The sequence below is a fragment of the Magnetococcales bacterium genome (genome assembly GCA_015231925.1).
GTDB lineage: Bacteria > Pseudomonadota > Magnetococcia > Magnetococcales > JADGAQ01 > JADGAQ01.
The window spans coordinates 1-13,633 of record JADGAQ010000111.1 but is presented as its reverse complement, the minus strand read 5'-3'; the positions used below and the strand labels follow the sequence as shown (position 1 = coordinate 13,633).

Here is a 13,633-nt window from a genome sequence, read left to right as displayed (position 1 = left end):
GGAAACCGCCGCTCCACCGGCCGACACACCCCCCCCCCACCCCCCCCCGCCAATACCGCCAACGGCAAGGCCGAAACCAGGGCATACCGCACATCCGCCCCATAGGCGTAACTGCCGGCGTAAAAAAAGAGGAACACCCCCCAGAACAACAAAAACCAAAGCCCCACCGCCAAGCGCCGCCCCAACCCCTCCCCCGGCAAAATCAAACCCGCCAGGGCCAGAAAGGTCCAAACAAAAGGGAAATGCCGGTTTTCGAAGTAGTGACCCAAATTGACCTGCAGATTGAGGCTCAGATAGTCGAAACTGTACGGCTTGCCGCTGCTGCCCCAGGGATGGCCGTGAAACACCGCACCATGCAATGCCAGCGGCAACAGCAGCAGCACCAGCAAGACCAGAAACCCCGGAACCTCCGGCGCTTTCAGTGAACGCCACAGCAAGAGCAACACCACCGGGGCGATCAACAACGACTCCGGACGGAAATGGCCCGAAAAGGCCAACAACACCGTCAGCAGAAACAACGACGCCACCCCCCCCTGCCGCCGATGCCACAGCGCCGCCAGCACCACCAGCGCCGTGGTCACGGCTGCCGCCGGTTCGGCGGCGGTGGTGTTGTACCAGTGCAGATTCTGCGGATTCAACACCACCGCCGCCGCCGCAATCCCCGCACCCCGCCAGGAACCGCTGATCTCCCGGGCGATGAACAGCACCGTCAGCGCCGCCAGCCCCAACAGAAAATTATTGAACAGAAAAGCCACCCTCTCCGATACACCGAACAGCCGATAGACCAGACTGACCAGAAAAGGGTACCCGTTGGGCTGTTTGTTGTACTCCGGGCGGTCGCAACGGTAGATACCGTACTCGGTACCGCCGGAGTTGCACATCTGGGTCTGGCCCAGTTGGGCCATGTTCTGAGCGATATTGAGGTAGATGGTCTCGTCGTAATAGATGCGATGGGTGGACGGGGCCAACAGCGCGGTGGCCGCCATGCCCCCCAGGCAGACCAAAGGCAGCCCCCGGCGGACGTTGCGGGGCAACCGACCCCAAAGGGCCGCCAGCCCCTCCCGGTTGAACAACACCGCCAGCAGAATCAGCAGCAGGAGCAGCCGAAGGAAGGGATCGGTCCATTCGGCCAGCCACTCCTGCAGAGCGGCGCGTTCGAGATACTCCCCGCCCCGAACCACCACCCCGGACAGCAACATCGCCCCGGCCAGCAGAACCATTACCAGACGCGCCATCATCGTGAAACCCGGTACCCGGCCAGAAAGAGGTGATCCAGAGAGGTATCCCGAAAAGCCCGCAACGCCTCCTGGGGGGTGCGCACCAGCGGCTCGCCGTGCAGGTTGAAGCTGGTGTTGAGCACGATGCCCAGACCGGTGAGCCGTTTGGTCTCCTGCAGGAGCCGGGCGAAGGGGTCCGCCGCGTCGTCCGCCACGATCTGGGGCCGACAGGAGCCGTCGGGGCCGGAGACATCCGCCAGCCGCTCCCGCAAGCCCTCCCGGAAACGATAGGCGCTGGTCATGTGACGGTTGGGCGGACCCCGCAGATCCTCCAGCAGCTCCGAGGCATCCGACTCCAGGATGGCGGGACAGAAGGGCTGATACCAGGTGCGTTTCTTCAGACGCACGTTGAGCCGCCGGGCCAGGCCGGGGGCTTGGGCCGAAGCCAGGATGCTGCGCCCTCCCAAGGCACGGGGACCATACTCCATGGCCCCCTGGAACCAGCCGACGACATCGTTGCGGGTCAGGTGCCGGGCCGCCTCCATAGCGGGATCCTCGCAACGCCGCCAAACGAGATCCCCCGCCTCGCGCAAAGCCTGCCCCACCTCGGCATCGCCGTAAACCGCCCCCAACCCCGGATGACCCAGGGGTTGGAAGGGACATTCGGGAAATCGCCGTCGATGCACCAGCAAGGCCGCCCCTGCGGCCAGACCGCCATCGCCCATGTGGGGAAAGACGAAACAGCTCTCCACCTCCGGCAACAAGCGCAGGCGGCCGTTGAGGCGAATGTTGGCGAAGAGCCCTCCCGCCAGGGCCAGATGGCTCTCGCCGGTGGCGGCCAGGGCGTTGCGGGCCAGTTGCACCACCAACTCCTCCAGGGTGCGTTGCGCCATGTAGGCGAACTGCTCGGCGGTGTTGCGCCAACAGATCCGGGCCAGCTCGCGATGCAGCGCGGCCCCGCGAAACCGCCCCACCAGCCGCAGCCCCTCCACCCGGAACAGGGCGAGCATGGGGTTGCGGGCATCGGGCACCGGCAGGGCGTTGGCCGCCAGGGCCATCACCTTGCCCTCGTCTTCCAGTTCCCGCATGTTGAGCAAGGCGGTGACGTGTTCGAAAAAGAGCCCCAGGGAGTGCCGCACCGGCAGACGGGAGAGGATGTTCAGGCCCCTTGCAGCCTCGAACGAACCGATCAGACCGCAGAGACCATCCCCCACCCCGTCCAGAGTGAGCACCAGCCCGCGGGGGGCCGGCCCTATGAAGGCCGCCGTGGCGGCGTGGGCCAGATGGTGATCCACCAGCTCCAGGGGGGCGCGAAGGCCCTGGTCCGCCAGCTTCCGGGCAACCAACTCCCGGCTGATACGGCGCGTCAGGCCGTTGCCGGGCCATTCGGTGAGGCGGTATTTCAGCCGACGGGTCAGCAGACTGCCCCAACCGGGATCGACCAGCCGCCGCCGCACCCGATAGTGCTGTTCCATGGTCCAGGGCAAGAGGCGTCCCAGGGTCTTGGCCACATCACTCGTGGAGAGCCCCACCGCATCGACCGACTGAGGAGACAGCCCGCGCAAGGCCAGACACTCGGCGATGGCCCGGTGGGGAAAGCCGATCTCCAGCTTGCGCCGGCTCAGGCGCTCCTCATTGACGGCGACGGTCAACCGCCCCTCTTCCACCAGGGCTGCACCGGCATCGTGACCGTCCCAGATCCCGAGGATGATCATTCAACAAAAGTATCTGTTCAGGTATACGGGGGTTCGGGGGGGATTATCCCCTCCGACGGGTCCAGGGCAGCGCCCTGGGACTCTTGCCGTTGACCTCCAACCCCATGGGGTCCGGGGGGCACCCCTGGGACTTTTCCTTTCACCGTTGACACACTCCTGCCGTGACGTGAGAGGGTCAGAACAGCTACCAACAAAACAGGTATTTGACCAGGGAGTAGCCATAGCGGAACCAGACCTTTCCCAAACGGATGGAGGAGCGGCCATGACGCCGCTTGTGTTCGTGGCTGGGCACTTCCAGCAGTCTTGCCCCGCGACAGAGGGTTTTGATGACCATCTCCTGCTCGATGGTGGTGATCGCCTCTTGCAGATCGAGCTGCCGCAACAGCGCGGTGGTCATGGCGCGAAAGCCGTTCTGGCTTTCGCTCAAGCGTACCGAGAAGCGTTTGTTGATACAAGCGGTGACGAAGGCGCTGCCCGCCAGGCGGAAGAACTCGTCGAAGGAGCCGTGCAACTCGGAGGAGCCGCCGATCAGCCGGGAGGCCTGCACATGGTCGGCCCACCCCTCGCGGAGCGGGGCGAGCAGGCTGGGGATGTCGTCGATGACATGGGAGCCGTCGGCATCGATGAAGACCACGAAGGGGGTGGTCAGATGAGGAGCGATTTCGCGGATAGCCGCCCCTTTGCCGGGACGGGAAGCCATGAAAACCTGGGCTCCGGCGCGTTCCGCCCGCTCGCGGGTGTCATCGACGGACCGCCCGTCCAGCACCACAACCGTCCCGGCATGCAGCGCACAGCCCCGCACCACCTCCTCGATGGTCAAGGCCTCGTTGAGCGCCGGAATGACGGCGGTGACATCGTGGTTCATGCAGATTACGTCCATCGAAAGGATACGGGAAGCAAACGCGCATGGCTTCCACGGGCCTCATACGGTACCCATTTCGTTGGGGGAATAAAAGGCGCTGCTGTCGGGGAGAGGGAACAACCAACAGGTTACCCGATAAAGGGGTCTCACCGGCGAGAAGACCAGACCCTAAAATATATATATGAATCAGGTAAAAATTTGTTAATATTTCAACGCAGAAATATATTATATTAATCTATATAAATAATATAACTATTATATATTATATTTGTATTCGTATTTTTATAAATATGATACGTTACAGACTTCTCCATGCGATGAATTTCTTTTATCCATTCCACAGCATGCAGGAGGTGTGATACTGTTTTGGCCTTTACCTGACAATCCGTTCTCCTGCTATATCTGGCATGATTCTTTAATCTTGAGGCTTACTGCCATGTCCATTGGTTCCAAGCTTACCGACGATTCTTCCGTTCGACTGCAAGCCACCCTGATTCCAAAACTAAATCTGTCTTTCTACCATAATGCCTTGTCTATTATTCGTGAGATCATTCTGTTCAACGAAGGAAAGACCACATTGGACAATGTGGAGCTCACTCTTTCTTCCTCACCTCCCTTTTTCAAGTCCAAGGTATGGCATCTTGATCGCCTCGGGGCCGGGCAGAAATTTCATCTGACCGATTTGGATATCCTCCTGGACGGGGCGTTACTGGGTCGGCTTACCGAATCGGAGAAGGCGGTAGCGAACTTCGTTCTGAAAGCAGGACCAGATAGTATCGCCAGCCTCGACGCAACTCTGGAATTGCTTCCTCGCAACCAGTGGGGCGGAGTTGGACACATGCCGGAAATGGTTGCGGCATTTGTCCAACCCAATGATCCGGCAGTGGATCGTCTTCTGAAAAAAGCTGCCGAAACCTTACGCCAGCACGGCAGATCAAGTGCCCTGAACGGTTACAAGGATGGATCGAAACATGCCTGGGAGATAACCTCGGCGATATGGTCAGCGATTGCCTCTCATGGGCTCGACTATGCCCTACCCCCGGCCAGTTTCGAACATACCGGTCAAAAGGTGCGCAGCCCCAGCCAAATATGCGAGAGCGGCCTGGCCACTTGTCTGGATCTTACCGTTCTATTCTGCGCATGCCTCGAACAGTGCGGACTGAATCCGTTGATCGTCTTTTCGCAAGGGCATGCTTTTGCCGGAGTATGGTTGAAGGAGGAAGAGTTTTCGACATCGGTGGTGGATGACGTGACTGCCCTGCGCAAGCGCATCATGTTACAGGAGCTGGCGCTGTTCGAAACCACCTTGATTACCCATCGGCCCTGTCCACCCTTTACCATTGCATCGGATCGGGGAACCTCTCAGCTCGCCGAGACGGCAGAACACCCCTTCGAGCTTGCGGTAGACATACGGCGAGCACGGATGCAACGGATCAAACCCCTGTCCAGCGCCGAAAGCCTGTTACCCCAGGAGTCTGCACCTTCCCAAGGTACCGAACCTGTTTTCGCCGAAGCCCCAGTTTTTCCGGATGAAGACAGTGTTGAGGCTGAAACGTCGCCGCTTGGCAAAGTGGAAGACCGTCTCCACCGCTGGCAGCGCAAATTACTGGACTTGTCCCTGCGCAACAAACTCCTCAATTTCCGCAGCGGCAGCAAGACGATTACCTTGGAAGCCCCCGATCCCGGCCGGATCGAGGATCTTCTGGCCGACGGTCATACGCTTAAACTCCTTTCCAGACCGGATCTCATGGAGGGAAACGACCCTCGAAGCCGGATCATTCACACCAACAGAACCGGTGAGGATATCCTGCGGGAACACGCCCGCGACGCACTGTTGCGCAAGGAGATTTTCGTCTCGCTTCCCCCCCCCGACCTGGAAAGCAGACTTATCGGACTTTACCGCGAGGCGCGTTTGTCGTTACAGGAAGGTGGTGCAAACATTCTCTTCCTGGCTTTGGGTTTTCTGGCCTGGACCAAGGATTCCAAAGAGGGAAAGAAACATCTCGCCCCATTACTTCTCATACCCGTCACCCTTGAACGAAAAAGTGTTCGTTCAGGCTTCTCCCTCAAACTGCATGACGACGAACCCCGGTTCAATCCGACCCTGCTGGAGATGCTCAAGCAGGATTTCAAGCTCACCATCCCGTTGGCATCGGGAGAACTGCCAAGGGATGACCATGGGCTGGACATCGGTCGCATCTGGGATGGGGTCACTCAGGCGGTTAAGGAGATCGAAGGATGGGAGGTGGTGAAAGATGTCGTACTCTCCACTTTCTCCTTCGCCAAGTATCTGATGTGGAAAGATCTGGTCGACCGGACCGAGTTGCTCAAACAAAACCCGGTAGTACGGCACCTGATCGAAACACCCAGGGAAACTTATCCAAGCCCGGTGGAGTTTCCCAATCCCCGTCAGTTGGACACCTTGCACGGACCGGAACAGGTATTCTGCCCGCTACCCGCCGATTCCTCTCAGTTATCCGCCATTATGGCCGCCGCGAAAGGAAAGGATTTTGTTCTGGTCGGCCCTCCGGGTACAGGGAAAAGTCAAACCATTGCCAATCTGATAAGCCAGTGTCTGGCGGAACAAAAGACCATTCTATTTGTGTCGGAAAAGATGGCCGCGCTCGATGTGGTTTACCGGCGGTTGCGTGATGTTGGCTTGGGAGAGTTTTGCCTGGAGTTGCATTCCAACAGAGCCAAAAAGTTGGATGTATTGGCACAGTTGAAGCAATCCATGGAAGCCCAAAGCAATACAGATCTTCAGGAATGGCACCAAGAGGCAAACAGACTTCAAGTATTAAGGAATCAACTCAACCAGTTTGTCCACCACCTTCACTTCAAACACCGCAACGGATTAAGCGCGTTCGACGCTTTGGGGATCGTGGTGGAAGGAGGATCGATCCATCCGGTCCTGCCCTTTCCCTGGCACGATGCCGATACCCATGGGCGGGAGGATTTGGACCAACTGAGACAACTGGCTGATCGATTGGCTGTCAATGCGGCCCAAATCGAGCATTTGGCCAGTTCTCCGTTAAGCATAATCGCTCGTGGGGAGTGGTCACCTCGTTGGCAAGAAGCTCTGATGCAGGCCCTTCACGGCGTTGCATCCGCCGTTGAAACCGTGCAACAACAAGCCAATACCTTTATTCGCCTTTCCGGATTGCCGCACTTTCTGCTGACACATCCGGTAGCCGAAGGTCTATTTACCCTCGCCAACGCACTTCCTCAGGCCTCCGGAAAGGATTGGCGTTTTGTACTCCGACCGGATGCCCCATCGCTGACCCAAGCCTTGAAACAAGGTCGTACCCTGCTGATACGTTGCAGTGAGTTACGCGCCCAGCTTGCGAAACCTGCCGAGAAGGAGGTACTTGAGGGATTAAGAAGAGGCATGGAGTTGCTGGCCCAACACCGGGTAATCACCGCTCAGCTGTCCGTTGCTTATCGTCCCGAGGTTGCCAACCTGGACGTGAGGCAACTCAAGGCCAATCTGGAGCGGGCTGAAAGATCCTTGTGGCCTTTTAGCGTGTTGAGGCGGCATCGCGTACGACGCGCCCTTTCCGCTCTTATGTTTGGAGAGGGTGTTCTTGAGGCGACCAACGATCTCCAGCGACTGGTGTCCCGTCTTGAGGTGGAAGAAGAACTGAAGACCCTGGATCACCTGCAAGCCAAAAGCGACGGACTCTGGCAAGGGTTGTCCACCCACCCGGAGCGGGTTCAAAGTGTCTTGCGATTTCATGTGGCGCTCTCTTCGGCCCACAAGCGCGAAGATTGGCGTGACGAAGGGTTGGAGGAGATCGCCAATGGGAAATTTGGATCAATAATGGCTGACAATCTGGAGCGAATGAGACAAATAAAAACGATCGAAAGCTCATTGGTTAATTTCAATTATCTCACTGATAAGACGAATGGTGCTTGGAATGGACGATACAGTTCCGAGGATGAAATTGCCGACGTTATTCTCTTTCAGGAACGTATCGCCGAAGCCCTGACAAAGCTCACCAAAACACCCGACGAAATAAATGTCGTTAAGGAATGTTTATCAAAACTTCTTGGGGATGGTAACACCCTTATTTCAATCACGGGAACCGTCGGGGAGGCCTGTACAGGCTACATAGAGGCCTTCGGCCATTTCCGCAACGCCATGACGACTCTCGAAGAACTGACTTGCAACAACCCGAACAAAAACAGTGTGCGTTTCGGAGAAACCCTGCCTGCCCTCGCCGAGATTTGTCGTGGACTCATCCGTCAGCAAGCCAAAGTCCGAAGCTGGTGCGCGTGGTACAATTGCCGTGACGAGGCAATCAGACACGGTCTGGCATCACTGGTCCAAACCATCGAGCAAGGCACGATTTCGCCGGATTCCACAGTCAAGGTCTTCCAGTACGCCTACGCCCGCTGGTGGCTAAACGCCCTGGTGGATAACAATGACATTCTAAGGAACTTTGTCTCGGCCGAACATGAAAAACGCATCGCCGATTTCGGCTCCCTGGATGACCACTTCACCCAACTGACCCGTAATTTTGTCAGGGCCGGCATTTGCGCAAAAATTCCCGGACACGCTGGCACGAGAGGTAATTCGGAATGGGGCATCCTGCGAAACGAACTGCAAAAGAAAAAACGTCACCTCCCCCTGCGTGAGTTGATTGGTCGAATTCCCACCATTCTGCCGCGTCTCACCCCCTGTCTGTTGATGAGCCCCCTCTCCATCGCACAACACCTTCCGGCAGATACGACCGCATTCGATGTCGTGGTCTTCGATGAAGCCTCCCAAATCCCGGTCTGGGACGCCATCGGAGCCATCGCTCGTGGCAAACAGGTGGTCATGGTGGGCGATCCCAAGCAACTTCCCCCAACCAGCTTTTTTGACCGGGCGGAATCCGAAGCCGACGCCGAAGACGTTGAAGGGGACATGGAGAGCATCCTGGACGAATGTTTGGGATCCGGCATTCCCATACACCACTTGACATGGCACTACCGCAGCCGTCATGAAAGCCTCATAGCCTTTTCCAACCACCGGTATTACCAAGGCAAACTGATCACCTTCCCCTCCCCGGTCACCCGGGATCGAGCCGTCCGGTTCCATTTCGTAGCGGACGGGGTCTACGAGAAAGGCGGTTCACGAACCAATTTGGCCGAAGCACGCGCACTGGTGGCCTTCGTTGTATCCCGATTGAAAGATGCCCGTTTTATCAATGCCGGATCCACCCTTGGCGTGGTCACCTTCAACGCCGAGCAGCAACGCTTGATCGAAGATTTGCTCGACGAGGAACGACGCAAGGATCCCTCCATCGAAATCCACTTCGCCGAAAACAAACTGGAGCAGGTTTTCGTAAAGAATCTCGAAAGCGTCCAGGGCGATGAACGGGATATCATCTGTTTCTCCATTACCTATGGCCCGGATCGCACCGGGGCCGTTTCAATGAACTTCGGCCCGCTGAACCGGGATGGCGGAGAGCGCCGCTTGAACGTGGCCATCACGCGCGCACGACATGAAATGGTGGTTTTCTCCAGCCTGCCACCGGACCGCATCGATCTCTCCCGAACCCAGGCACGGGGAGTCCAGGATCTGAAACATTTCCTGGACTTTTCCCAAAAAGGATCCCGCGCCCTTGCCGAGGCCGTTTTCGGCCCATTGGGGGACTACGAGAGTCCACTCGAAAAAAGTATCGCCCACGCCTTACAACAAAAGGGGTGGCATATCCATTCCCAAGTTGGCGTCTCCTCCTTTCGTATCGATTTGGGAGTGGTTGATCCGGATGCCTCGGGACGTTATCTCGCCGGAATCGAATGTGACGGGGCCACCTATCACCGTTCGGCCACTGCCCGCGACCGGGACAAACTGAGAGAACAGATTTTGCGAGGTTTGGGTTGGGAAATTCTGCGCGTTTGGTCAACCGATTGGTGGATCAACGCCGAGGACGCACTGGATAAGCTGCATGGCAAATTGGAGGAGTTGCTGGACAACAGCCGCAACCGACGAAAAGCGGAACTCCAAAAACAACAAGAAAACCAGACAGAAATCTTGAACGATGCCAACTCGCAACAAACTAACGATATAACTAATATAAATAACGCCGCAAACAAAGCAAACAACAACACAGATCAGTCTTATTATATAAAAGCTGATCCGTCATCCGTCATGGCCGCCGACCCAAAGGCGTTCTACGAACCCAGATATGAAGACTCCCTGAAAAAGATGATCCAGTCTGTCGTCGACACTGAGGGACCGATTCACGAAAACGCATTGGCCCTGAGAATCACTCATATCCACGGTTGGACCCGATGCGGCCACCAAATCCGCGACCGCGTACTGAACATGGCCAAAGAGCTTTGCACCGTTACCGAGGAACCCGTAGGCCTGTTTTTTTGGAAGATTCGCTCGGAAACAAATCAATTCCCCACATTCCGCCGACCTGCGGAGGGGAACGAACCTCGTCCACTCAATGAAGTGGCCTTACCCGAGTTGATGGCCCTCGCCAAAGAGATGCAGACCAAAGGATTGGACGGGGAAACAGCCATTCTCCGCATGGCGCGAGAGGCTGGACTGCAAAAACTGCGCTCCGTCGGAAATCGGGACCGCTTGGATATGGCATGGAAAAAAGCTTCTTCAGAACAACAAACCAGCGAATAACATCCCGCCTTCATCACGGAGAATTCTGTACCGGAAATTACGCAACAAACCTCGTCATCCCATGGGCAAAAAACCCCGTAAGCAAGACCGGAACGCCAAAGCTTCGACGTTCCATTCACATCGCCCCAAAGGTGGTTGAAGGTTTGCCGTAATCGTTGACATCGCCCCTTGACAACCGGGGGCACTTTCCCCAGGGCGTTGCCCAGGCCTATGCGGACATCGGCGTCATCCTGGGCAACCATGGCTTTAAGCGCGTTTCGGGCGCTCTGCAGGTTCCCCACTGCCAAGAAATGGTGTTACTGTTCCGGCCCCGATACCGCATCGATTGTGCCAACGGCGTAAAGGAAAGTCCCAGGGGTGCCCCCTGGACTCCATACAGGCCTTGAAGGCGCTGGTCTGGTTTTCCAGGTCCGTGCGCGACATCCGCGCCTTTCGCATCGAGCAGTGGTCCGACTTCACCCCTCTCTTTCATCCCCCCCCAAGCCGCTGCGTGACCTCCCGCATTCCCGCCAGGGAGGCCTCGTGCTGCGGGTTGGCGCGCAGGGCCTGCTCGAAGGAGGTCTTCGCCTCCTGCAGCCGACCCAGGCCCAGCAGCAGGTTGCCCCGGTTGTGGTGGGCATCGGCGTAGTTCGGGTCCGCCGCGATGGCTTGTTCGTAAGCCCGCAAAGCCTCTTCCGCCCGGCCCGCACGGCGCAGGATCATGCCGCGCAAGGTCCAGCCGTCGGGACGATGCGGCTCGTTGGCCAGGCCCTGCAAACAACAGCTCTCGGCTTGTAACCAATCCCCCCGTTGCAGCGCCGCCAGGGACTCCTGAAACAGCGGCAAGGCCTCCGCCCCGCCCGTCCGCCCCTGGCGCAGACGCTCCTCCGCGCACCAGCGACGCCACATGTGGCGAAACGCCTGCCCCACCTGTCGGGCATGAGCCGCCCGGTCACACAACACCGAGGTGCGCAATCGCTCCCGCAAGCCGCTCCGCAATGCCTGCAACCGTTGCGGCTGTCGCGCCAGCTCCACCACCTTGGCCACATAAGCCTCGGCATCGGCCACCGCCAGCTCCGGCAAACCCACGCCGCGCAGAAATACCGTGGTCTGTCGCGACACCGGGCGGTCCCCCCCCAGCGTCACGATGGGCACCCCCATCCACAAGGCCTCGAATGAGGTCAGTCCGCCGGAAAAGGGAAAGGGATCCAGGGCCAGATCGAGATCGCCGTATTCCGCCAACATGGCCGGATGGGGCGAACGGGGACGCAAATCGAGGCGCTCGGCGGCAATGCCCTCCTCCCCGAACCAGTCCAGAAACTGCCGGCGCATACCCTCCTCCGCCAAAGTGCGCCACTTCAGCACCAGCCGGGCCTCGGGAACCTCCCGCAGACAACGCGCCCACAAGGCCACCACCTGTCGCGTCACCTTGTTGAGGTTGTTGAAGGAGCCGAAGGTGACGAACCCCCTGGTCTGACAGGGTGCGGGAGCCACCTCGGGGGCATAGGACGGCGGGGTATAACAAAACCGCCCGCCGGGCAGACGCACCAGCCGTTCGGTGAACCAGCGCTCCTCCCCGAAAGGCACGGTGCCCTGGTCGGTGAGCAGATAATCCACCGCCGGCAGGCCGGTGGTGTCCCAATAGCCCAGCCAGGTGGCCTGAACCGGCGCGGGACGCCGCGCCAGCACCGTCAGGCGGTGCCCGCCGGTGTGACCCGCCAGATCGACCAGAATATCGATGCGATCCTGGCGAATGGCTTCCGCCAAAGCGGCGTCACTGAGCCCCCCCACGAAACGGAACTCCCGGCTGGCCTGTTTCAACCGGGCGCTGACATCATCCTCCCTCGGACGATTGTGATAGCAGTAGACCTCGGTTGCGCCATCCTCCCGGCCTTCGACGAAAGGCAGCAGAAAGAGGCCCACCGGGTGGTTGTAGAGATCTCCCGAGAGAAAACCGATGCGCAGTACCCGTTCGGGCTGCGGCGCATTGGCCCAGGCGCTGAAGGCCGGAATGCGGGCGCAATGGCCGGCGCTCCAGTGGCGATGGGCGGCGAACAGGGCATCCCGGTTCTGACTGGCGTCGTATTGCAGCAACATCAGATAATTGCTGTGGGTGCGCGCCATCGAGGGATCCCGACGCAACGCCTCCTGATAACAGGCGATGGCCTCCAGGGGCTGATTCAAGGCCAGATGGGAGGAGCCCATATTGTTGTAGAAAACGGCAGCCCGCTCGGGCAGGGCCTTCAGGGCCCGCTGATAACAGGCCAGGGCCTCGGAGGAGCGGCCCAACTCGTCGAGAACCGTGCCCAGATCGTTCTCCACCTGGGGATTGGGAGCCAACGCCAGGGCCTGTCGCAGGGCGATTTCCGCCGCAGGCAACTGGCCCAGGGCCTGTCGCACCGATCCCAGGGCGATGCAAACCTCCGCCTGACGGGGTTCCAGAACCAGGGAGGCCTCCAGCAGAGTCACCGCCTCGGCCAGGCGTCCGCCGCGCCACGCCAGTTGCCCCGCCAACGCCTGCCCGGAAGCGGAGGCGCGATCTTGCGGCGCGGCGCGGTCCAGCCACTGGGCGGCCTGGGCGGGATTACCGTCGCGCCAGGCTTGCCAAGCCTCTTCCAGAGAGGTTCTCGCCTTGGTCCGGGATGAAGGGGGCGCCGCCCGGCTGCGGGACGTTTTCGATTTCGGTTTCATACCCGGGATCAATGTCCCGCCAGGCGCAGCACGGCGAAGAGGATCCCGCTCATCACCCCCAGAGTCAAACCCACCATCCACTTGACCAGCTCGGCCTTGGTGGCGTCGATCTGCCCCTTCAGTTCGGCCTTGGAGGTTTCGATCTTGGCGATCAGTTCGGCACGGGTGGTTTCGAGCTTGGTATCGAGTTCCTTGATGTCCCGCTTCAGATCGGCACGGGTGGTCTCGATCTTGGCATTCAATTCGGCACGAATGGTCTCGATCTTGGTATCGAGTTCCTTGATATCCCGCTTCAGATCGGCTCGGGTGAACTCGATCTTGGCGTCCAGATCGGCACGGGTGGTTTCGAGCTTGATATCGAGTTCCTTGATGTCCCGCTTCAGATCGGCACGGGTGGCCTCGATCTTGGCGTCCAGATCGGCACGGGTGGCCTCGATCTTGGCGTCCAGATCGGCACGGGTGGTCTCGATCTTGGCGTTCAGATCGGCACGGGTGGTCTCGATCTTGGCGTTCAGATCGGCACGGGTGGTCTCGATCC

At 59.1% G+C, this 13,633-nt stretch carries 6 protein-coding genes; 1 reads left to right on the top strand and 5 read right to left on the bottom strand.

Annotated elements, in window-relative coordinates:
• From HQL56_12585 to HQL56_12575, 3 genes are all read right to left on the bottom strand, one after another.
• On the bottom strand, nucleotides 1-1,238 hold a 1,238-nt coding region (locus tag HQL56_12585; GenBank protein MBF0310355.1), incomplete at its 3' end, for a glycosyltransferase family 39 protein.
• Nucleotides 1,235-2,932 carry a hypothetical protein gene (locus HQL56_12580; GenBank protein MBF0310354.1) on the bottom strand — a complete coding sequence of 566 codons (1,698 nt, stop codon included), beginning with the start codon at nucleotides 2,930-2,932 and terminating at the stop codon, nucleotides 1,235-1,237. The genes HQL56_12580 and HQL56_12585, both read right to left, overlap by 4 nt.
• A gap of 184 nt (nucleotides 2,933-3,116) precedes the next feature.
• Nucleotides 3,117-3,797 (bottom strand): glycosyltransferase, encoded by a 681-nt coding sequence (locus tag HQL56_12575; GenBank protein MBF0310353.1) that lies wholly within the window; start codon nucleotides 3,795-3,797, stop codon nucleotides 3,117-3,119.
• A gap of 433 nt (nucleotides 3,798-4,230) precedes the next feature.
• Here HQL56_12575 and HQL56_12570 point away from each other — a divergent pair, with 433 nt between their 5' ends.
• The gene (locus HQL56_12570; protein ID MBF0310352.1) at nucleotides 4,231-10,425 is read left to right on the top strand and encodes a DUF3320 domain-containing protein; all 6,195 of its coding nucleotides are present in this window, start codon (nucleotides 4,231-4,233) and stop codon (nucleotides 10,423-10,425) included.
• A 468-nt stretch (nucleotides 10,426-10,893) separates the two neighbouring features.
• On the opposite strand, the gene HQL56_12565 is transcribed toward HQL56_12570, so the two are convergent.
• Nucleotides 10,894-13,095, bottom strand: a complete 2,202-nt coding sequence (locus tag HQL56_12565) for a tetratricopeptide repeat protein (protein ID MBF0310351.1) — start codon at nucleotides 13,093-13,095, stop codon at nucleotides 10,894-10,896.
• Nucleotides 13,096-13,103: 8 nt separating this feature from the next.
• Nucleotides 13,104-13,633, bottom strand: a 530-nt coding sequence (locus tag HQL56_12560) for an apolipoprotein A1/A4/E family protein (GenBank protein MBF0310350.1), incomplete at its 5' end; no start/stop codon positions are given.